Below are 20,872 nucleotides of genomic sequence, written 5' to 3'. Positions count from 1 at the left end.
CCTCAGCCTCGCAACCTCAGGCCCTGGAGCCGGATGAGCCCATCCGGCACCATCCTGACGCTCTGCACCGCGGCCCCCGTGCCGATGTAGTTCTTCGCGTGCCAGAGGTAGATGTAGGGCCGGTCCCGCAGCAACACCTCCATGGCGCGGCCATAGGCCGCTAGGCGCGCGGCGGGGTCCACTCTGGTCCGGCCCTCGCGCAGAGCGGCATCCGCCGCCTCGCTGCAATAGCGCCCGCCGTTCAGCGCTTCCCGGCAGGCGTTGAAGCCCCAGAGATTGCCGTCGATATCGGTGCGGCCGGACCAGGCGATGATCAGCGCCTCGAAATCGCCGGCCGTCCATTGCCGCAGCAGCGTGGCCGTTTCCGTCACCTGAAGTTCCAGCTGGATACCGGCCTCCGCCGCCATGGCCTGGATGACCTCCGAGGCCTGCACGTATTCCGTGGTGTTGGGCACGGAGAGCTTCACGCGCACGCGCTCCATCCCGGCCTCGCGCAGCAGAGCGCGGGCGCGCGCCACGTCGCGGCCGGGGACCGGCAGGCCCGCGATATGGTGCGGATGGCCCGGCGGCGTGGATTGGTTGCCCGGTTGGTACAGCCCCTCGAAGGCGACGCGGTTCAGCGCCTCGCGGTCGATGCTGGCCTCCAGCGCCTCCCGTACCCGGGCATCGCGGCCGAGCGGCGTGTCGGCGCGCTCGCCATTCGCGACGTTGATCGCGATGTAGACCGAGGCCAGCGACGGCCCCTCCAGCAGCCTCACCCGCCGATCGCGCCGTAGGGTGTCCACGTCCGAGGGGTTCACGCGCTCGATCACGTCCAGCGACCCGGCCCGAAGGTTGGCGGCGCGGACGGTGGTGTCGGGCAGGGGGCGGTAGATCACCCGCTCGGCATGGATGGCCGGACGGTCCCAGTAGTCGTCGAAGCGCTCCAGCTCGATGCGGTCTTGCGCAACGCGGCGGGTCAGGCGGAAAGGCCCGGCGCAAGCTGGGTTCGCCTGGAAGTCGGCGCCCAGCACATTCGCCTGCCGAGGCGAGACCAGCATGCCCGCGCGGTCCGACAAAGCGGCCAGCAGCGGCGCGAAGGGCTGGGAGAGCCGGATCCGCACCTGCATGGGCCCGGCGGCCTCGATCGCGGTCACGGGCCCCATCTCGCCCCGCCGGGTCGAGCCCTGGGCCGAGAGGTGCCGGTTGAGGCCGGCCGCCGCAGCCTCCGCATCGAGCGCCGCGCCGTCGTGGAAGCGCACGCCGGGGCGCAGCGTCAGCAGCAGGGCATGGCCCCCCTCCTGCCATTCCCAGGCGGTGGCGAGTTGCGGAACGAGCTGTCCGCGCTCATCCACCTCGATCAGCTTGTCGCACATGGCCATGAAGACCTGCCGCGCCGCGACGGAGCGCGAGAGCGTCGGGTCCAGCACGTCGGGGTCGGAGGCGATGCCGATGCGGATGGTCTGCGCCGCGGCCGGCAGGGCGGCGAGCGCGAAAGCCAGGAAGGCGGGCAGCAGGCGCATCGGGTATCCTTCGTCACATGGCGGCCAGCCTAGCCCTTCGCCATCTTCGCGCCATGGGGAAAGGCTGGAATGCGATCGTTGGAACGTTGGAGGATGCCATGAAGGGCATTGGGAGGCGCGGCGTGCTGGCGGCGGCCATGGCGATGGCGGCTGAGGGGGCGCAGGCGCAAGCGGAGACGCGGGTGCTCACCGGCACCGTCACCTATCGCGAGCGCATGGCCCTGCCGGGGGATGCCGTCGTCGAGGTCCAGCTTCTCGACGTGTCGCGCGTGGGCGCGCCCGCGCAGACCCTGGCGGAAGTCACGATCCCGCAGCCGGGCCAGGTGCCGGCGCGCTTCATCCTCACCTACGACCCGGCGCAGATCGAGGCCGGCCACACCTATGCGCTTCGGGCCCGGATCCTGGTGCAGAGCCAGCTCTGGTTCACCACCACCGCCCACCACCGCGTCGATCCCACTGCCACGCTGCCGGAGCAGAACCTGCTGGTGCACCGCGTCGGCGCGCGCCAGCCCTCGCGCAGCGATGGCGGTCCGGCCGGGCGCTGGCTGGCCGAGGACATCCGCGGCGGCGGCGTGATCGACGGCCTCCAGTCGGTGCTGGAGATCTCGCCCACGGGCGCCGTCTCGGGCAGCGGCGGCTGCAACCGCATCGCGGGACAGGCCCGGATCACGGGTGAGCGCATCGAGCTCGGCCAACTGGCCGTGACGCGCATGGCCTGCCTCTCGCCGGCGGCGGGGCAGCAGGAGACACGGTTCCTCGGGGCGCTCGGCGATGCGCGGTCTTTCCGGCTGGATGAGGCGCGCGCAAAGCTGATCCTGCTCGACGCCGGGGGGCGCGAGATCCTCGTCTTCAGCCGGATGTGATGTGGCGCGGCGTCAGCCCGGTGGCCCGCGCTCCACGCCGATGACGCGGGCCGCGTGCGGCCCGCAAGGGGGGCGTAGCCGCAGATGGCCCTCATCCCGGCCCGAGAAGCGGCGCCCGAGCGACTGGGGTGCCAGCAGCTCATAGGGCTGGCCGCCATCGAGCGCGCATTCCAGCAGGAGTTCGCCCGTGGCGGGCCAGGTGGCCTGCAGGCGGAAGCCCGCGCGCTGATAGAGGCGTAGCGCGCCGGGGTTGTCGGGCGCCACCAGAAGGCGGATGCGCCGGCAGCCGGGCACAAGGCGTAGCCGGGCGATGACCGCCTCCATGATGCGACGCCCATGGCCCATGCCCTGCTGGCTGCGCGAGATGGCCAGCCAGCCCAGCCACCAGCAGGCCGCGTCGCGGCGGTCGGGGTGGAGCACGTAGAAGCCGATCGGGCGTCCCGCCGCCTCCACGCCGATGAGGCTGTGCAGCGGTCCCCGGCGGACGGTTTCCAGGATCTCGGGCAAGGGGCCGAGGAAGCGCTCGACCTGGTCCGGGTCGAGGTCGAGCAACTGGACGGCCGCGAGATCGGCGCGGCCGATCCGGCGGTGATGAAGGGGCAGGCCGCCCCTGAGCGAAGACATGATACCCTGTCGATGTTCTGGCGAAGGAGGGCCCCGTGGCGGGGCGTCGGGCTCCCCGAGGGAGCCGCCAGATCGTCAGGCACGTGCCCGGGAGCTACCCGGACGAAGAACCTTTTCCATGGCATTCAACTAGCACCCCGGTTGCGGCCAGAGTGTGTCCGTTTCGGGACAGATTCAGGGGGCGTGGTCCTCCTGCCGTTGACTCTTTGCCGCGGCGAGGCGAAGGGGCTCGCATTCAAGAATCCATCACGGAACCGCCATGTCTCTCGCTTTTGTGTTTCCCGGCCAGGGCAGCCAGGCCCCGGGGATGGGACGCGACCTCGCCGATGCCTTCCCGATCGCCCGGGAGACCTTCCAGGAGGTCGATGACGCGCTGGGCCAGAACCTTGCCAAGCTCATGTTCGAGGGGCCGGCCGAGGAATTGACGCTGACGGCCAATGCCCAGCCGGCGCTGATGGCGGTCTCCGTCGCCGTGTGCCGCGTGCTGGCCAAGGAGGGCGGCTTCGACCTCGCGCGCCGCGTTGCGCTGGTGGCGGGGCATTCCCTCGGCGAATACAGCGCGCTGACGGCCGCCGGGACCTTCGATCTCGCCACTGCCGCCCGCCTGCTGCGCCTGCGCGGGACCGCGATGCAGAAGGCCGTGCCGGCCGGCCAGGGCGCCATGGCCGCGCTGCTGGGCGCCGAGGCCGAGCAGGCCGCCGCCATCTGCGCTGCCTCCGAGCAGGGCGAGGCGGGCCGCGAGGTCGTGCAGGTCGCGAACGACAATGGCGGCGGACAGGTCGTGATCTCCGGCGCCAAGGCCGCCGTGGAGCGCGCCGTGGAGGCTGCCAAGGCCGCGGGCGTGAAGCGCGCCATGCTGCTGCCCGTCTCCGCGCCCTTCCACTGCGCGATGATGGCGCCCGCCGCCGATGCGATGGCCGAGGCGCTGGCCAAGGCCGCGATGGCGCATCCGGCCGTGCCGGTGGTGGCCAACGTGACCGCCGCCCCCGTGTCCGATCCCGATGCGATCCGCGACCTGCTGGTGAACCAGGTGACGGGCACGGTGCGCTGGCGCGAATGCGTGGCGGCCATGGTCGCCGCCGGCTGCACCACCTTCGCCGAGGTGGGCGCGGGCAAGGTGCTGACCGGCCTGATGAAGCGCAACGCGCCGGAGGCCACGGCCCTGGCGCTCAACACGCCGGCCGATATCGAGGCCTTCCTGAAGGGCGCATGACCCTCGCGCTCCACATCACCGACCGGCCTGCGCGCGAGGATGTGGACGTCATTCTCGACGGGCTCGTCGCCTTCAACGAGGCGGCGATCCAGCGCCCCGGCCGCGCGAAGGCCGACCTCGCGGTGCTGGTCCGCGACGAGGGGCGCACCGTTGGCGGCGCCATCGGCAGCTCCTACTACGGCTGGGCGGTCATCGACCTGCTCTGGCTGCCGGCGGCGCTGCGGCGCGAGGGCCTCGGCCGCCGCGTGATGGCGGCGGTGGAGGAAGAGGCCCGGGCGCGCGGCTGCATCGGCGTGCGGCTCGACACCTATTCGTTCCAGGCCCGGGGCTTCTACGAAAAGCTGGGCTTCACGCTCTTCGGGACCTTGCCGGATCACCCGCCGGGCCATACGCGCTACTGGCTCGCCAAGCGCATCGATTGAGGACACGCAGAACATGTTCAAGCTCGACGGCAAGATCGCCCTCGTCACCGGCGCCTCCTCCGGCATCGGCATCGGCATCGCGGAGGCGCTGCACGCCCAGGGCGCCACGGTCGTCCTGACCGGGCGTCGCGAGGCCGAGCTCAACGAGGTCGCCGCGAAGCTGGGCGAGCGCGCCTCCGTCATCGTGGCCGACCTGAACGACCCGGCCGCGCCCGCCGCGCTGGTGGAGAAGATCGAGGCCGATCACGGCAAGCTCGACATCCTCGTGAACAATGCCGGCTTCACGCGCGACATGCTGGCGCTGCGCATGGGCGACGAGGATTGGAACGCGGTGCTCGAGGTCGACCTGAACGCGCCTTTCCGCCTGGCGCGCGCCGCGCTGCGCGGGATGATGAAGCGCCGCACGGGCCGCATCGTCTCCATCGCCTCCATCGTGGGCGTGACGGGCAATGCGGGGCAGGCGAACTACGCCGCCGCCAAGGCCGGCCTCATCGGCATGAGCAAGGCGCTGGCGCAGGAAGTCGCGCCGCGCGGCGTGACCATCAACGTGGTCGCGCCCGGCTTCGTCGCGACGCCGATGACTGACAAGCTCAACGAGGCGCAGAAGACCGCGCTGATGGGCCGCATCCCGCTGAACCGCATGGGTTCGGCGGCGGATATCGCGGGCGCCGTGGCCTACCTGGTTTCCGACGAGGCTGCCTGGGTCACGGGCACCACGATCCACGTCAACGGCGGCATGCTGATGGTGTAGTTTTCTACGCCCGCAAGCGCCGGGCGGCGGCTCCGGCCGCTATTCGCGGCCGGGTCCACCAAGCGTCTTTTTCCACCGCGCCTTCAACGTGGCGTGACGCTCGGGGTAGCGGTCCTCGAGGAATTCCGCGGCCTCGATCCGGTCCGTACGGAAGTGGCGAAAATCCTTCCGCAGCTCGCACCAGGCCGCGAGGATGCGCGCCGCGTCCAGGTAGCCGATGGCGATGGGCCAGACCGTGCGCTGGCTGACGCGTCCCTGCTCGTCGGCATAGCGCAGGCCGAGCTTGCGGCCGCCCCGGATGGCGCCGCGCAGCGCGGCCATGTCGATCCGATCCTCCGCATTACGCCAGCTCGGCGTGGCCAGCGTGCTTGGCTCCAGCACCAGAGGCCGCAGGCGCTCGGGCACGGTGGCCGCGATCTTGGCCATGAGGTCGCGTGCCGCACGGGCCAGGGCTGGGTCGCCGCGCAGGGCCACCCAGCTGGCGCCCAGCACCGCCGCCTCCACCTCGTCGGCCGTGAGCATGAGAGGCGGCAGGTCGAAGCCGCCATCCAGCACGTAACCGATGCCCGCCTCGCCCCGGATGGGCACGCGCTGGCCGATGAGCACCGCGATGTCGCGATAGACCGAACGCTTCGAGGTCTCGAGCTCCTCGGCGATGGCATCCGCCGTCACGGGCATGGGCCGGCGGCGGAGGATCTGGATGATCTGGAAGAGACGGTCGGCCTTTCGCATGGCGCCTTCTCGCATGCCGATGCTGACAGCAGGGTGGCAGCAGCCCTCGTCTATCACGGTGTCATCCCAAGTGGAGGACGCGATGATCATTCTCTACGGCGCCGGCCCGGGCTTCGGCCTTCCCGAGCGCAGCCCCTATACGATGAAGACGGCAGTGCAACTCCGCATGGCGGGTCTGGAGTTCGAGACGCGCCAGGCCATGCCGCAGCAATCCCCCAAGGGCCAGCTGCCCTTCATCGACGACGAGGGCGAGCTGGTGGCGGATTCGACCTTCATCCGCCTGCATCTCGAATGGAAATACGGCTTCGACCTCGATGCTGGGCTGGACGCACGCCAGCGCGCCGAGGCCTGGGCCATCGAGCGCATGGTGGAGAACCATTTCGGCTGGACGGCGGCCTGGCCGCGCTACTTCATGGAGGAGAACTTCGCGCTGGGCCCCGCGCATTTCTTCGACCACCTGCCCGAGGAGCAGCGCCCCGCGATGCTGGAGACGCTGCGCTCACGCGTCGCGAACAACTTCCTCGCGGTCGGCATCACGCGGCATGAGCCGGACGAGATCGAATGGCTCTGCACCCGGTCCATGCAGAGCCTCTCGGCCATGCTGGGCGACAAGCCCTATCTGATGGGCCATGCGCCGAGCGGCGTGGACGCCATCGCCTTCGCGCAGCTGGCGGGGCTGCTGACGCCGTATTTCAACTCGCCGCTGCGCCGGCAGGCAGAGGGCTTTCTCAACCTCTGCGCTTATACCGACCGGATGATGGCGCGCTTCTTCCCGGACTTCGTGTGGTCCAGGGCCAGCATCCTCGAGGCCGCCTAGCTGACGCCCAGATACCGCCCGGGCTTGTGATTCATCGCCACGATGAGGTTCAGCACCAGCGCGCCGAACATGGACAGCGCCACCTGCCGCCAGTCCAGCACGAAGAGCGCGGCCAGCATGACCAGCGCGTCGAAGCCGAGTTGGAGCCAGCCCGCGCTCCAGCCCCGCTTCTCCTGCAGGTACATCGCCACGAGGTTGGTGCCGCCCAGCCCCGTGCGGTGCCGCACCAGCCCGAGCACGCCCATCCCGATCAGCACGCCGCCCAGCAGCGCCGCATAGGGCGGCGCGACCCAGCCGATGGCGATCCAGTACGGGGCCAGCCGCGTCGCGATGGCCACGGCCGCGATGGTGACCACCGTCCGCAGCAGCACCTTCCAACCCATGCGGGTGGCGCCGAAGACGAGGAAGGGGATGTTCAGCAGGAAGAAGAGGGTGCCTGGATCCAGCGGCGTGACATAGCCCAGCAGCAGCGCGAGCCCGGCGAGGCCGCTCGTGGTCAGCCGCGCCTCGGCATAGAGGCTGAGGCCGAGCGAGACCATCGACACGCCGATGACCAGCGCCGCGGCATCGTCCCAGAGGCTGTGCGGCGAGCCGACCAGCGTGGCGCCCGCCTGCGGCCCCTTGCGGGGCGCGGGGAGGATGACGCGATGATCGGTCGTCTGGCTCAAGCCTGGCCTCCTGGGCGGATCGGCGCTGGCCCCAGCCATAGACCAGCCTCGGGGCGCGGCGCAACAATGGTCAGCATTACTGACTATTATTCTGCGGCAGCCTCACGGATCTGGCGGATCAGCGCGCGTGTCGCCGGCGCGCCCTCGTTGCGGCGCCAGGCGACCGCGAGCTCGGCCAGGATGGGCGCGCCCCGCAACGGGCGGTAGGCCACGCCGGGCAGGGTGACGGTGCCGCGCAGGCTCTCCGGCACCACGGCCACCCCCATGCCGAGCGCGACGAGCGCCGTCACGGCGATGAGGTCCCGTCCGCGATGGGCGAGGCGGGGCGCGAAGCCGCCTCGCTCGGCCACCGCTCGGGTGAGCTGGTGGAAGCTGGTGCCCCCGGCCTGGTCGGGGATGATGAAGGCCTCCTCAGCCAGGTCTGCCGCGGCCACGCTCTCCCCGGCCGCCAGGGGATGGGTGGTGGGGAGCGCGATGAGCAGCGGCTCGCGGTGCAGCCGCGCGGTGACGATGCCCGGCGGCAGGCTCACCGGCATGCGGATGAAGGCGATGTCCAGCCGCCGGTCGTCCAGCGCCTCGATCTGGGGAGCGGATTCCATCTCGTGCAGGTTGAGCTCGACCTCCGGATGCGCGCGGCGCCATGCGGAGATGGTCTGGGTCAGCAGGCCCGCGAAGGCGGCGGAGGCGGCGAAGCCGATCTCGATGATCCCGCGCTCGCCCCGGCCGGCCAGGCGCGCAGTCTGCAGCGCGCCCTCCAGCCGCTCCATGGCCGGTCGCAGCTCCTCGAGGAAGAGCTTGCCCGCGTCGCTCAGCGCCACCGAGCGCTTGCTGCGCAGGAACAGCCGGGCGCCGAGCTGGCGCTCCAGCTCCTGCACCTGCTCGGTCAGCGAGGGTGGCGAAATGCCGAGTGCCTCGGCGGCCCGGGCGAAGTGCAGCGTTTCGGAGACGGCCAGAAACGCGCGGAGGTGACGAAGTTCCAAGCGAGGCCCCTGCAACAATTCGGCCCAGCCTAATTGTTTTGCGATGCAGCATGAATGACTTTGTCAGCATAGGTGACCTATTTTGCCTGCGAGGGCTCCGATTGCCGCTTCGCTGGTCAGGCGAGGGGTACTTCGCCCCTTCATGCATCAGTCTGGACGCATCATGAGCAGTTCTGTCGTCGGCATCGCCCTGCCGGCCTCTTCCCGGGCCGAAACGCCCTTCATCGAGCGCGGTACAGCGGACTTTCTCCGCACCAGCATCGCGCTCTTCTGCGCCGGGCTTGCCACCTTCACGCTGCTCTACTGCACCCAGCCGCTGCTGCCGGTCTTCTCGCGCGAGTTCGGGATCAACGCCGCTTCCTCCAGCCTCGCCATCTCGTTGCCTTCCATCGCGCTGGCCATCGGCACGCTGATCGCCAGCTCGCTTTCCGAGACTTTCGGCCGCAAGCCGCTGATGGTGGGCTCCGTCTTCGCCTCCGCGGGCCTGACCTTCCTCTCCGCCTTCGCGCCGAACTGGGAAAGCTTCCTGGTGCTGCGCACGCTGCAGGGCTTGGCGCTGGCGGGCCTGCCGGCGGCGGCCATGGCCTATCTGGCCGAGGAGATGCACCCGCGCTCCATCGGCCTCGCCATGGGGCTCTACATCAGCGGCAATGCGCTGGGCGGCATGTCCGGGCGCGTGGGCACGGGCATCCTCAGCGACCTCACCTCCTGGCATTTCGCCATGGGCGCCATGGGCGCGCTCGGCCTGCTGACGGCCATCGTCTTCGTGCTGAACCTGCGGCCCTCGCGCCACTTCCGGGCGCGGCCGCTGAACCTCGCGGGCCTCGCCGGCGGCTTCGCCATGCACCTTCGCGAGCCGGGGCTGCGCGTGCTGTTCCTGATGGGCGCCATGCTCATGGGCAGTCTGGTGACCATCTACAACTTCATCGGCTACCGCCTGCTCTCGCCGGAGTTCGGCCTGTCGCAGAGCTTCGTGGGGCTGATCTTCACGGTCTACCTGGTGGGCATCCTGGCCTCGACCTTCATCGGCTCGCTGGCGGACAGGGTGGGGCGGGCGCGGATCTTCTGGATCAACATGGTGGTGGTGCTGATCGGCCTCGCCATCACGCTGCATCATTCGGTGACGGGCGCGGTGCTGGGTCTCGCGGTCATCACGCTCGGCTTCTTCGGTGCGCACGCCATCGCGAGCGCCTGGGTCGGGCGGCGGGCGCTGCAGGCCAAGGCCCAGGCGTCGTCGCTCTATCTCTTCGCCTGCTACGGCGGCTCCAGCGTCATCGGCACGGCCGGCGGCTGGCTGCTGACCCATGGCGGCTGGCCGGCGGTGGTGGCGATGGTGGCCTGCTGCATGCTGGTGGCGTTGGTGGGCGCGCTGTGGCTGTCCAAGCTGAAGCCCCTGGCACCGCCGGTCGGCTGATTTTTCCTCACCCTCGGACGCCGGGCGCGCATCCGGGCGCTTGGCTTGGCGCCAGCACGGGTATGCGGATTCAACTAGTGGTCTCGGCGCGGTCGCGCTTTGCGCTCCTGCCCTGGGCAAGCCTCAGGCCGAAGTAGGGTTAGGCGGCGAAGACGGCCAGGGCCGCCGCCGCCGCCAGCATCTGCGCGAGATTGGCGATCACCGAGATGCGGTGCAGCCGCTTGAAACGCGGCTCGTCGCCGGCCTCATCGGCCGCGCGGATCTGAAAGAGCAGCGATTGCCGCAGCCAGAGCGTCAGCAGCGCGCAAGCGAGCATCGCGATCCCGCCCACGGGCCGTCCGAGCAGCAGCAGCGCCACGCCGGAAAGGGCGGAAGCGCCGAGAACCCAAAGGTAGTAGATCGGGAAAAGCCCGCGGATGTAGTGGCGCGCCTGCTCCTTCTCCAGCCGGTGGAAGGCGACGGGTGTCGTCACGGCGGCGAAGAACACCATCCCGCCGAGCATGAGGGCGAGGGCGTAGAGGGCGATCACGGCGAGGGCGGCTTGCATGGCCCCATTCAAACGCAAAAGGCGCGCACCCCGCCAGGGATGCGCGCCTCAGATCATCCGGCCGCGAAGAGCGGCCGGCCCATGAGCCTCTTGGCTCAGCGCTTCAGTCGGGCGGCGAAGCCAAGGCCGCGGCCGTAATCAGTAGCGGTAGGCTTCGGCCTTGAACGGACCGGAAGTCGTCACGCCGATATAGGCCGCCTGGTCCTCGCGCAGCTTGGTCAGCTTGGCGCCGACCTTCTCGAGGTGCAGGAAGGCCACCTTCTCGTCGAGGTGCTTCGGCAGCACGTAGACCTTCTTCTCGTAGGCGCCGGGGTTGGTCCACAGCTCGATCTGCGCCAGCGTCTGGTTGGTGAAGGACGCGGACATCACGAAGCTCGGATGGCCCATGGCGTTGCCGAGATTCACCAGCCGGCCCTCGGAAAGCAGGATGATGCGGTTGCCCGAGGGGAACTCGATCTCGTCCACCTGCGGCTTGATGTTGGTCCACTTGAAGTTGCGCAGGCCGGCGACCTGGATCTCGCTGTCGAAGTGGCCGATGTTGCACACGATCGCACGGTTCTTCATCGCGCGCATGTGGTCCACGGTGATCACGTCGATGTTGCCGGTGGCCGTCACGAAGATGTCGGCGGCGCCCGCCGCGTCATCCATGGTCACGACCTCGTAGCCTTCCATCGCGGCCTGGAGCGCGCAGATCGGATCGACCTCCGTCACCATGACGCGGCAGCCGGCGTTGCGCAGCGAGGCGGCCGAGCCCTTGCCCACGTCGCCATAGCCGCAGACCACGGCGACCTTGCCGGCCATCATGACGTCCGTGCCGCGGCGGATGGCGTCCACCAGCGACTCGCGGCAGCCATAGAGGTTGTCGAACTTCGACTTGGTGACGCTGTCGTTCACGTTGATCGCGGGGAAGAGGAGCTTGCCCTCCTTCGCCATTGAGTAGAGGCGGTGCACGCCCGTCGTCGTCTCCTCGGAGACGCCCTTGATGGAGGCGGCCAGCTTGGCGAACCAGCCGGGCTTCTCGGCCAGGCACTTCTTGATCAGCGCGAAGAAGACCGTCTCTTCCTCGTTGCTCGCCTTCTCGAGGAAGGCCACGTCGCCCTGCTCGGCGCGCAGGCCGTAATGGACCAGCAGCGTCATGTCGCCGCCGTCGTCCAGCAGCAGGTTCGGCTCGCCGCCATCGGCCCATTCGAGCGTCTTGCGGACGTAGTCCCAGTACTCGACCAGCGTCTCGCCCTTCTTGGCGAAGACGGGGATGCCGGCGGCGGCGATGGCGGCCGCGGCGTGGTCCTGGGTCGAGAAGATGTTGCAGGAGGACCAGCGGACGTCGGCGCCGAGCGCCTTCAGCGTCTCAATCAGGACGGCGGTCTGGATGGTCATGTGCAGGCAGCCGGCGACGCGGGCGCCTTTCAGCGGCTGCTTGGCGCCGTATTCGGCGCGGGTCGCCATCAGGCCGGGCATTTCGTCCTCGGCCATCTCGATCTCCTTGCGGCCCCAGGTCGCCAGGGAGAGATCGGTGACGATGTAGTCGTGAGCCATGCGCGCTGGTCCTTGTTCAGGTCTGTGCGGCCCGGCCGTAGCACGGCCGGGTGGGCATGGCTAGGCATAAAGATAGGTTTATATGTTAGCCGGACCTATTTGAACCAGCCGCCTCCATCCACGTCCACGACCGTCCCGCTGATGTACCCGCCGCGCGGTGAGGCGCCGAAAACGGCCAATTCCGCGATCTCCCGCGGCTCGATGGCGCGGCCGAGCGGCAGGCCGGTGAGCATCTCCATCCAGCGCTCGGCGTCGCCGAGCTGCACCTGGGCGCGCTGGCGGGCCTGGGTCTCCATGCGGCCGGTGCGGGTAGCGGCGGGGTTGATGCCGAAGACCCGCACGCCATCGGCCTGCGCCTCGCCCCCCAGTGCCGAGGTGAAGGCGATGAGCGCCGCGTTGCCGGCCGTGCCGGCGATGTAGTTGTGCTTCCAGGCGCGCCCCGCCATGCCGATGACGTTCACGATCACGCCGTCCTTCCGCGCCCGCATGTCGGCGAGAAAGAGCTTGGTGAGGTGGATGTAGCCGAAGACCTTCAGTGCCCAGGCCTGCTCCCAGGTTTCCATGCTCAGGACGTCCAGGCTGCCCGAGGGGATGGCGCCGGCATTGTTGACCAGGATGTCGGCTCCGCGCGTGGCCTCGTGCAGGCGGACGCGGTCGGCGGGCTTGGAGAGATCGGCCGTCACGGCCTCGACGCGGACCTGGTACTTGGCGCGCAGCGCGGCGGCCGCGTCATCGGGGGTGCGGGCGGCGATGACGACGTCGCAGCCCTCGGCCGCGAAGGCCTCGGCGCAGGCGTAGCCGATGCCCTTGGATGCGCCGGTGATCACCACGCGCTTGCCCGTCAGTTCCATGTCCATGCGAGACGCTCCCCCTCGTTTCGGGGGCAGCTTGCGCCAGAACCAGCCAACAAAAAACCCGCCGCCCAAACGGGCGACGGGTTCGGAACTCTCGGCCCCCGGCGGCTGGCGCCGCCCATAGCCCGCCGGTTCAGCGCGCCCGGCGTCCGGGGGCACTAAACCTAGAGATCGCCGCCCTTGCGGCCGGCCATCGCGCCCAGCCGCAGGCGCAGCGCGTTCAGCTTGATGAAGCCCTGCGCGTCGAACTGGTCGTAGGCGCCCTGGTCCTCGTCGAAGGTCACGTGCTTCATCGAGTAGAGGCTCTTGGGCGAGCGACGGCCCGTCACGATCACGTTGCCCTTGTAGAGCTTCAGCCGCACGTCGCCCTCGACGCTCGCCTGCGACGTGTCGATCAGCGCCTGCAGCATCCGGCGCTCCGGCGAGAACCAGAAGCCGTTGTAGATCGCCTCCGCATAGCGAGGCATCAGCGATTCCTTGAGGTGCGCGGCCTCGCGGTCGAGCGTGATGCTCTCCATGGCGCGGTGCGCCAGGTGCAGGATGGTGCCACCCGGCGTCTCGTAGCAGCCGCGGCTCTTCATACCGACGAACCGGTTCTCGACGAGGTCGAGGCGGCCGATGCCGTTTTCCTTGCCGAGCGCGTTCAGCTTGGTCAGCAGCGTGGCGGGGCTCAGCGCCTCGCCATTGATGCCGACGGCATCGCCGTTCTTGAACTGGATGGTGATCTCGGTCGGCTTGTCCGGCGCGTCCATCGGGCTGACCGTGCGCTGCCACACCATCTCGTCCGGCGCGTCCCAGGGCTCTTCCAGGATCTTGCCCTCGGAGGAGCTGTGCAGGAGGTTCGCGTCGACCGAGAACGGCGCCTCGCCGCGCTTGTCCTTGGCGATGGGGATCTGGTTCTGCTCGGCGAACTCGATGAGCTTCGTGCGGCTCGTCAGGTCCCATTCGCGCCAGGGCGCGATGATCTTCACGTCGGGCTTCAGCGCGTAGTAGCTGAGCTCGAAGCGCACCTGGTCGTTGCCCTTGCCGGTGGCGCCATGGGCCACGGCATCGGCGCCGACCATCTCGGCGATCTCGATCTGGCGCTTGGAGATCAGCGGCCGTGCGATCGAGGTGCCCAGCAGATAGAGCCCCTCGTAGAGCGCATTGGCGCGGAACATCGGGAAGACGAAGTCGCGCGTGAATTCCTCGCGCAGGTCGTCGATGAAGATGTTCTCCGGCTTGATGCCGAGCAGCAGCGCCTTCTCGCGCGCCGGGCCCAGCTCCTCACCCTGGCCGAGATCGGCGGTGAAGGTGACGACCTCGCATTGGTAGGTCGTCTGGAGCCATTTGAGGATCACGGAGGTGTCCAGCCCGCCAGAATAGGCGAGGACGACCTTCTTCACATCTTTCACGCGCATGGGCGGGAGCCTTTCGCAAACCCTCGAAGAACGGGAGGTGGATGCCAGCGGAACGCCACGCCCGCAAGCCCGGGCGCCGCCTTCCCGCCATGTCGCCCCGGCCGGCGCGGAAGGCGGATCGCCGGGGGACGTCAGAGCGCCCGCAGCGGCTCCGCCACGGCCCGGTCGATGGCGAGGCGGCCGAGGCCCGTGCTCCAGCTCCGGTCGTATTGCGGCGGGATCTTCACCTCGGACGTCCGGCCCAGCGCCACGGCGGCGTTGAAGGTCCAGTACGGGTCGCGGAGCAGGGCGCGGGCCAGCAGGATCATGTCTGCCTTGCCCTCGCTCAGGATCGCCTGTGCCTGGGCCGGCTCGGTGATGAGCCCGACCGCCATGGTCGGGATCGCCGCGCCCTTCTTCACCGCGTCCGAGCCCGGCACCTGGTAGCCCGGCCCGAGCGCGATCTTTTGCCCGGCATCCAGCCCGCCGGAGCTGACGTCCACGATGTCGACGCCCAGCCCCTTGAGCAGCTTGGCGAGCTCCACGCTCTGCGCCGTGTCCCAGCCGCCCTCGACCCAATCGGTGTGGGAGATGCGGATGGACAGCGCGATGTCGTCGGGGATGGCGGCGCGGACGGCCTTCGTCACCTCGGCGGCCAGCCGCGTGCGGCCCGCGAAATCGCCGCCCCAGCGATCATTGCGCTGATTGGAGATCGGCGAGAGGAACTGATGGATCAGATAGCCATGCGCGCCATGGATCTCGATGAGCTTGTAGCCCGCGGTGACCGAGCGCTGCGCCGCCGCCGCGAAGGCCGCGATGGTGGAGAGGATCTCCTCCTCCGACATCGCCTTGGGGGGCAGGAAATCGCCGAAGGCGGCCGCGCTAGGGCCAAGCGTCTGCCAGCCATGGGCGGCGGGGGCCGGCTTTTCCCACGGCACGTCGCGGCTGGCCTTGCGGCCGGCATGCGCGATCTGGATGGCCGGCACCGTGCCGAAACCGGCCAGCGCCGTCGCGAGGCGCTGGTGCGGCGCGATATGCGCGTCGCTCCAGATGCCGACATCGCTCGGGGTTATGCGGCCCTCGGGCACCACGGCGGAGGCCTCGACCATCGTCATGCCGGGGCCGGACACGGCGCGCGAGCCGAGATGCATCATGTGCCAGTCGGTCGGCAGCCCGTCCTCCGCGCAGGAGTACATGCACATGGGCGAGACGCCGATCCGGTTGCGGAAGGTCACGCCGCGCAGGGTGAGCGGGCTGAAGAGGTCGGTCATTCGGCTAGGCTCCTCATGGACCAGGGGGGCGTGCGCCCCAGGCGGTTCTGCATGATCACGACGGCAGGCGGGCCTTCGGCGGGCAGCAGCCGCCCGGCCTCGTCCGCCGGCCAGCGGGAGAGGGTGACGGCGTCGGAGACATTCCCGCCCACCGCTTCCACCACGCCCGGCCCCGTCGCGACCACGATGTCGCAATGCATGGGGCGGAACTGCCCGCGCTCAAGAGCCCGGCCCGACCAGTCGGCCAGCGGCCGACGCGAGCGGTCCCGGCAGACGAGGTCTCCCGGCGCGGGCGCCGCCACCGCGGGCGAGGCCGGCAGGAAGGGGGCGACGCCCGGCCAGGCGGCGGCCAGCGCGTCCAGATGGTCGAGGTATCGGGCGTGCGATGCGTCGGGCGCGAATTCCGGCGCGTCCACCCCGGCCGAGGCCATGACCCAGGAGATGAAGGCTGCCGACCAATAGGGCTCCGCCCAGAGGGCGGGGCGCGTCGCCTCTCCGCGCAGCGCGGCCTCGTAGCGGGGGCGGTTGTTGGGGATGGCGCCCTCCGCGTTGGGGACGATCCGCCAATAGGCCAGCACGCGGGGAAAGTTTTCCGGAGCGCCCTCGGGGCGGGGAGTTCCCGGGCGATCGCAAGGCGCGATGCTGGGTCCGGGAAGGCCATGGAGCTGACAGCCCCAGTCCTGCCACTCGCCCAGGGCCAGGCGCAGCATCCGCTCCCGCGCGGCGGGCGGATAGCTCAGCGGCTGGGGGAGGGTGGCCGCGACCTGCGGGGCCGCGCAACCGGCCAGCAGGAGCAGCAGGATCAGGAGGCGCGGCACGGTGCATTGGTGCCCGAGCCTTTCTTCGCGGGCAAGACGGTCTATCTTTGGGACATGGGCACGAACACCGACTCCGACGGCGGACGCATCTTCTTCCGCAGCGAGACCTTCGCCGCGGACCCCAAGCGCCGCCGCCGCGCACCCACGGGCGAGACGGTGCGCGAGGCCGCGCGGGACATCCCCGTCCATGCGCGCTGCGACGTGCTGGTGGTGGGCGGCGGGCCGGCCGGCGTGGCGGCGGCGGTCGCGGCCGGGCGCCTCGGCGCGCGCACCATCCTGTTGGAGCGGCACAATCATCTGGGCGGGCTCTCCACCGGCGGGCTCGTGATCTGGATCGACCGCATGTCGGACTGGACAGGCCAGCCCGTCATCCGTGGCTTCGCCGAGGAGTTCCTGGGCCGCCTGCCGGCCGACGCCAAGGCCGGCCCGCCCGCTTCCGCCTGGGGCAGCAAGGACGCCGCGACCGCCGCCTGGTGGCAGGCCCGCACCGCCGCCTTCCACGGCATCGTGACCAACTCCCCCACCTGCGACCCGGAGGTGATGAAGCTCACCGCCATGGAAATGGTGCTGGAGGCGGGTGCCGAACTGCTGTTCCACGCCTGGGGCGCGGAGCCGATCGTCGAGGAGAATGTTGTCCGCGGCTGCATCTTCGAATCCAAGCAGGGCCGCCGTGCGATCCTGGCCGGCTGCGTGGTGGATGCGACGGGCGACGGTGACCTCTTCGCCCGCGCCGGCGCGCCCTATGACGCCGACATCGACGAGAACGACATCCATCACTGCATGAACACGAGCTGGATGTTCGGAGGCGTGAACATGCCCCGCTACCAGCGCTGGCGCGCCGAGCAGCCCGAGCAGTTCAGCGCCTTCCTGCAGCGCGGGCGGGAGCGCCACCGGCTCTTCGAAAAGGCGTTTGCCTCCTGGCGGGACGATGTGGCGCTGTTCATGGGGCCGCGCATCTCCGGCTATTCGGCCGTGGATGTGGACGACATCACGAGCGTGGAGATCCAGAGCCACCGGCTGATGGCGCGGCATCTGGAGCAGTACCGGGCCGAGGCACCGGGCTTCGAAAACGCCTTCCTCATGCTCTCGGCGCCGCAGCTCGGCGTGCGGCATGCGCGGCGGTTGCGCGGCGTGGCGCAGATGCGGCGCGCGGAATGGGACGGGCGCGTCCATGCGGACGAGATCGGGGTTTCGCCTGCTCTTTCACCCAAATTCCCGAACGTCTCCGTCCCCTACGGCTCGCTGGTTCCCGAGCGGCTGGACGGGTTGCTGGCGCCCGGCCGGCATCTGAGCTGCGACACCAACAACCACTCGTTCATGCGGGAGATCCCGCAGTGCTGGCTGACGGGCCAAGCCGCGGGCGCGGCGGCCGCCATCGCCGTGGCACGCGGAGTGGCGCCGCGGGCGGTCCCGGTAGGCGAGTTGCAAGCCGCCCTGCGGGCGGGGGGCGTGCACCTGTCCTCTCCGAAAGCGACCCAGAGCGCAGCCTGAAAGAGCACGATCAGACCGCGGTCAGCTGGGCTTCGGCCGCGGCGGCGCGGAAGGCGGGTGGCATGGCGTCGCGGATGATGTAGCCGCGGCCCCAGACGGTGCCGATCACGTTCTCCGCACCGGCCTGCTGCAGCTTCTTGCGCAGCTTGCAGACGAAGACGTCGATGATCTTGCTGTCGGGCTCGTCCATGCCGCCGTAGAGGTGGTCCAGGAAGTTCTCCTTCGAGAGGACCGAGCCGCGGCGCATGAGCAGCAACTCCAGGATCGCGTATTCCTTGCCGGTGAGATGGACTGCCCGGCCCTGGACCGCGACCTCCTTCGCGCCGAGGTCGAGGGAGAGCGCGCCGAGCTGGATGCGCGGTTGGCTGAAGCCCTTGGAGCGGCGGACCATCGCCTGCAGGCGGGCCGTCAGCTCCTCCGCCTCGAAGGGCTTGGCGACATAGTCGTCGGCGCCGACGGAGAGGGCGCGGACCTTGGCCTGAGTGCGTGAGATGGCGGAGAGCATGAGGACCGGAGCCTCGATGCGGGCGGCCCGCAGGCGGGTGATGACCTCGAAGCCCTCCATGTCGGGAAGGTTCAGGTCCATCACCACGGCGTCGTAATCGTAGAGCTTGGCGAGCTCCAGGGCCTCGGCGCCGCAATCGGCGATGTCCACGACCATGCGGCTCTGCTGCAGATAGAACACCACGCCGCGAGCGGCGGTTCGGTCATCCTCCACCAAAAGGATACGCATTCTGGCTCTCCACACGTTTTGCGTGTGGATAAATACCACTTAAGCGTGTGGTGACCAAGAGTGATTCATCAATTTATGTGTATTAAAAAAGATGAACATCGATAAAAGCGACGGTCTTTCGAAAACCTTGTGACTGCTGAGCCCGTCCGGGCGGCTTGGTCCGAGTAGCTTGAGATTCTTGAAGAACTGCGAAGATTCGGGGCGGCGTGTCTCAAATCTGAACCTGATGCCGCGCGAAACGCGACAGCCCTGATCCAGTGGTCCAAGGGGCGCAACGAAAAAGGGGCGCACCTTGCGGATGCGCCCCCTCGAATTCCGGCCGACCTGACGGTCGGTGCGGGATCTTACTCCTCGCCGGCCATCTCGCGGCGGCGGCGGATCGCCGCGCCCAGGATGTCGCCGAGCGAGGCGCCGCTGTCGGCGGTGCCGTACTCGCGAACGGCCTCGCGCTCCTCCTCGATCTCCTTGCCCTTCACGGTCAGGGTCAGGCGGCGCGCCGCACGGTCCACGCCCGTGATCTTGGCGTCCACCTTCTCACCCACCGCGAACTTGTCGGGACGCTGGTCCTGACGGTCGCGGGCGAGCTCGGCGCGGCGGATGAAGCCGGTCAGCACGTCGTCCACCTTCACCTCGATGCCATTGGCCTCGATCTTGGTGACGGTGGTGGTGACGATGTCGCCCTTCTTCACGCGGTCCAGCACCTCGGCGGCCGGATCGGCCTCGAGCTGCTTGATGCCGAGCGAGATGCGCTCCTTCTCGACATCCACGTCGAGAACCTTCGCCTTGACCACGTCGCCCTTCTTGTAGGCGGTGATGGCCTGCTCGCCCGGGAGATCCCAGCTGAGGTCGGAGAGGTGCACCATGCCGTCCACATCCGGGCCGACGCCGATGAACAGGCCGAACTCGGTGATGTTGCGGATCTCGCCCTCGATCTCGCTGCCCAGCGGATGGGCCTCGACGAAGACATCCCAGGGGTTGCCCTGAGCCTGCTTCAGGCCGAGCGAGATGCGGCGCTTCGGCTCGTCCACGTCCAGGATCATCACGTCCACCTGCTCGGAGGTGGAGACGATCTTGCCCGGATGGACGTTCTTCTTCGTCCAGGACATCTCGCTGACGTGCACGAGGCCCTCGACGCCCGGCTCCAGCTCCACGAAGGCGCCGTAGTCGGTGATGTTGGTCACGCGGCCCGAGAAGCGGGCGTTGACCGGGTACTTGAGCGCCACGCCGTCCCAGGGGTCGGACATCAGCTGCTTCATGCCGAGGCTGATGCGCTGCGTGTCGCTGTTGAAGCGGATCACCTGCACCTTCACCTGCTGGCCGATCGTCAGGGCCTCGCTCGGGTGGTTGATGCGGCGCCAGGCGATGTCCGTCACGTGCAGCAGGCCGTCGACGCCGCCGAGGTCAACGAACGCACCGTAGTCGGTGATGTTCTTGACCACGCCGTCGAGCACCATGCCCTCCTTCAGGCCCTGGACGAGCTCGGCGCGCTGCTCGGCGCGGGTCTCTTCCAGCACGGCGCGGCGGGAGACGACGATGTTGCCGCGGGCGCGATCCATCTTGAGGATCTGGAAAGGCTGCGCCTGACCCATGAGCGGGCCGACGTCGCGAACCGGGCGGATGTCCACCTGGGAGCCGGGCAGGAAGGCCACGGCGCCGCCGAGGTCGACCGTGAAGCCACCCTTCACGCGGCCGAACAGCACGCCGTTCACGCGCTGGTTGGCGGCGAAGGCCTTCTCGAGATTGGTCCAGGCCTCTTCGCGGCGAGCCTTCTCGCGCGAAAGGACGATGGCGCCTTCCTTGTCCTCGTAGCGCTCCACGAAGAGGTCGACGACGTCGCCGGGCTTCACTTCGGGCTTGGCGCCGGCGGGGGCGAATTCCTTGAGGGGGACGCGGCCTTCGCTCTTGAGGCCCACGTCCACGACGGCGAAGTCATCATCGATGCGGATGATCTTGCCGGTGACGACGGAGCCGGCGAAGCCGGTGTTGGCGCCCAGCATCTCGTCGAGAAGCGTGGCGAAGTCTTCGGAGCCGCCGCTCGTGGCGGGGCTGTTGGCAGATGCCATGTGGCGATGTTGTCCTGAGTGAAGCACGGGGCAGACGGCCCCGCAGTCCGGGTCTTGCGCCATCCGCCGCCTTGCGGAGGATCACGGCTTGCGGGTCCTCAAAAGGATCACCGCCGGGTTCTCTGGGGTGCGTGACGGTCCACCCCGATCCGGCCATGCACGCATGACGCGCGTTACATCTGCCTGGATGTGCC

Annotated in this window: 20 protein-coding genes; 7 read left to right on the top strand and 13 right to left on the bottom strand. The window is 69.4% G+C overall.

Annotated elements, in window-relative coordinates:
• Window positions 1–2 precede the first annotated feature (2 nt).
• The gene (locus WJM96_RS19755) at window positions 3–1,502 is read right to left on the bottom strand and encodes an ABC transporter substrate-binding protein (RefSeq protein WP_424814265.1); all 1,500 of its coding nucleotides are present in this window, start codon (window positions 1,500–1,502) and stop codon (window positions 3–5) included.
• A 98-nt stretch (window positions 1,503–1,600) separates the two neighbouring features.
• On the opposite strand from WJM96_RS19755, the gene WJM96_RS19750 reads away from it, so the two are divergent.
• Window positions 1,601–2,365, top strand: a complete 765-nt coding sequence (locus WJM96_RS19750) for a YbaY family lipoprotein (RefSeq protein WP_424814264.1) — start codon at window positions 1,601–1,603, stop codon at window positions 2,363–2,365.
• Window positions 2,366–2,377: 12 nt separating this feature from the next.
• Here the strand turns inward: WJM96_RS19750 and WJM96_RS19745 are convergent, their stop codons facing one another.
• A complete protein-coding gene (locus WJM96_RS19745; protein ID WP_424814263.1) occupies window positions 2,378–2,989 on the bottom strand; it encodes a GNAT family N-acetyltransferase in 612 nt (203 codons plus the stop codon).
• A gap of 259 nt (window positions 2,990–3,248) precedes the next feature.
• On the opposite strand from WJM96_RS19745, the gene fabD reads away from it, so the two are divergent.
• Genes fabD through fabG form a run of 3 tightly spaced genes read left to right on the top strand, consistent with a single transcriptional unit; the run spans window position 3,249 to window position 5,375 of the window.
• Complete coding sequence (gene fabD, locus WJM96_RS19740) at window positions 3,249–4,202, top strand: ACP S-malonyltransferase (protein WP_424814262.1); 954 nt, start codon at window positions 3,249–3,251, stop codon at window positions 4,200–4,202.
• On the top strand, window positions 4,199–4,624 hold the full coding sequence (locus WJM96_RS19735; RefSeq protein WP_424814261.1) for a GNAT family N-acetyltransferase: 426 nt from the start codon (window positions 4,199–4,201) through the stop codon (window positions 4,622–4,624). Before fabD ends, WJM96_RS19735 begins: the two co-directional genes overlap by 4 nt.
• Before the next feature lie 13 nt (window positions 4,625–4,637).
• Window positions 4,638–5,375: a 3-oxoacyl-[acyl-carrier-protein] reductase gene (fabG, locus tag WJM96_RS19730; protein ID WP_424814260.1), complete on the top strand. Its 738-nt coding sequence runs from the start codon at window positions 4,638–4,640 to the stop codon at window positions 5,373–5,375.
• Window positions 5,376–5,414: 39 nt separating this feature from the next.
• Here fabG and WJM96_RS19725 read toward each other — a convergent pair whose 3' ends face one another.
• On the bottom strand, window positions 5,415–6,107 hold the full coding sequence (locus tag WJM96_RS19725; protein ID WP_424814259.1) for a helix-turn-helix transcriptional regulator: 693 nt from the start codon (window positions 6,105–6,107) through the stop codon (window positions 5,415–5,417).
• Between the two features lie 82 nt (window positions 6,108–6,189).
• On the opposite strand from WJM96_RS19725, the gene WJM96_RS19720 reads away from it, so the two are divergent.
• A complete protein-coding gene (locus WJM96_RS19720) occupies window positions 6,190–6,924 on the top strand; it encodes a glutathione S-transferase family protein (RefSeq protein WP_424814258.1) in 735 nt (244 codons plus the stop codon).
• On the opposite strand, the gene WJM96_RS19715 is transcribed toward WJM96_RS19720, so the two are convergent.
• Both WJM96_RS19715 and WJM96_RS19710 read right to left on the bottom strand, forming a co-directional pair.
• On the bottom strand, window positions 6,921–7,592 hold the full coding sequence (locus WJM96_RS19715) for a YitT family protein (protein WP_424814257.1): 672 nt from the start codon (window positions 7,590–7,592) through the stop codon (window positions 6,921–6,923). The two genes, WJM96_RS19720 and WJM96_RS19715, sit on opposite strands and share 4 nt — an antisense overlap.
• An 86-nt stretch (window positions 7,593–7,678) precedes the next feature.
• The gene (locus WJM96_RS19710; protein ID WP_424814256.1) at window positions 7,679–8,572 is read right to left on the bottom strand and encodes a LysR substrate-binding domain-containing protein; all 894 of its coding nucleotides are present in this window, start codon (window positions 8,570–8,572) and stop codon (window positions 7,679–7,681) included.
• 163 nt (window positions 8,573–8,735) lie between these two features.
• Here WJM96_RS19710 and WJM96_RS19705 point away from each other — a divergent pair, with 163 nt between their 5' ends.
• Complete coding sequence (locus WJM96_RS19705; protein ID WP_424814255.1) at window positions 8,736–9,986, top strand: MFS transporter; 1,251 nt, start codon at window positions 8,736–8,738, stop codon at window positions 9,984–9,986.
• 139 nt (window positions 9,987–10,125) lie between these two features.
• Here the strand turns inward: WJM96_RS19705 and WJM96_RS19700 are convergent, their stop codons facing one another.
• From WJM96_RS19700 to WJM96_RS19675, 6 genes are all read right to left on the bottom strand, one after another.
• Complete coding sequence (locus WJM96_RS19700) at window positions 10,126–10,533, bottom strand: DUF4149 domain-containing protein (protein WP_424814254.1); 408 nt, start codon at window positions 10,531–10,533, stop codon at window positions 10,126–10,128.
• 138 nt (window positions 10,534–10,671) lie between these two features.
• Window positions 10,672–12,069: an adenosylhomocysteinase gene (gene ahcY, locus WJM96_RS19695; protein ID WP_424814253.1), complete on the bottom strand. Its 1,398-nt coding sequence runs from the start codon at window positions 12,067–12,069 to the stop codon at window positions 10,672–10,674.
• A 95-nt stretch (window positions 12,070–12,164) separates the two neighbouring features.
• Entirely contained in the window at window positions 12,165–12,926 is a 762-nt protein-coding gene (locus WJM96_RS19690; protein ID WP_424814252.1) for a short-chain dehydrogenase/reductase, read from the bottom strand.
• 161 nt (window positions 12,927–13,087) lie between these two features.
• Window positions 13,088–14,323: an argininosuccinate synthase gene (locus WJM96_RS19685; protein WP_424814251.1), complete on the bottom strand. Its 1,236-nt coding sequence runs from the start codon at window positions 14,321–14,323 to the stop codon at window positions 13,088–13,090.
• Between the two features lie 131 nt (window positions 14,324–14,454).
• Entirely contained in the window at window positions 14,455–15,573 is a 1,119-nt protein-coding gene (locus WJM96_RS19680) for an NADH:flavin oxidoreductase/NADH oxidase (protein WP_424814250.1), read from the bottom strand.
• Entirely contained in the window at window positions 15,570–16,391 is an 822-nt protein-coding gene (locus WJM96_RS19675) for a DUF2272 domain-containing protein (RefSeq protein ID WP_424814249.1), read from the bottom strand. Before WJM96_RS19675 ends, WJM96_RS19680 begins: the two co-directional genes overlap by 4 nt.
• Before the next feature lie 9 nt (window positions 16,392–16,400).
• On the opposite strand from WJM96_RS19675, the gene WJM96_RS19670 reads away from it, so the two are divergent.
• A complete protein-coding gene (locus WJM96_RS19670; protein ID WP_424814248.1) occupies window positions 16,401–17,882 on the top strand; it encodes an FAD-dependent oxidoreductase in 1,482 nt (493 codons plus the stop codon).
• A gap of 10 nt (window positions 17,883–17,892) precedes the next feature.
• Here WJM96_RS19670 and WJM96_RS19665 read toward each other — a convergent pair whose 3' ends face one another.
• Together WJM96_RS19665 and rpsA are read right to left on the bottom strand one after the other, a co-directional pair.
• Window positions 17,893–18,615, bottom strand: a complete 723-nt coding sequence (locus tag WJM96_RS19665) for a response regulator transcription factor (protein WP_424814247.1) — start codon at window positions 18,613–18,615, stop codon at window positions 17,893–17,895.
• Window positions 18,616–18,959: 344 nt separating this feature from the next.
• Window positions 18,960–20,678 carry a 30S ribosomal protein S1 gene (gene rpsA / locus WJM96_RS19660; RefSeq protein ID WP_424814246.1) on the bottom strand — a complete coding sequence of 573 codons (1,719 nt, stop codon included), beginning with the start codon at window positions 20,676–20,678 and terminating at the stop codon, window positions 18,960–18,962.
• Between the last annotated feature and the right edge of the window lie 194 nt (window positions 20,679–20,872).

Origin of the sequence: Roseococcus sp. YIM B11640, from assembly GCF_049727625.1 — a bacterium.
Taxonomy (GTDB): domain Bacteria; phylum Pseudomonadota; class Alphaproteobacteria; order Acetobacterales; family Acetobacteraceae; genus Roseococcus.
Note: the sequence above shows the minus strand (reverse complement) of the source record. Positions and strands in the feature narration are given on the sequence as shown.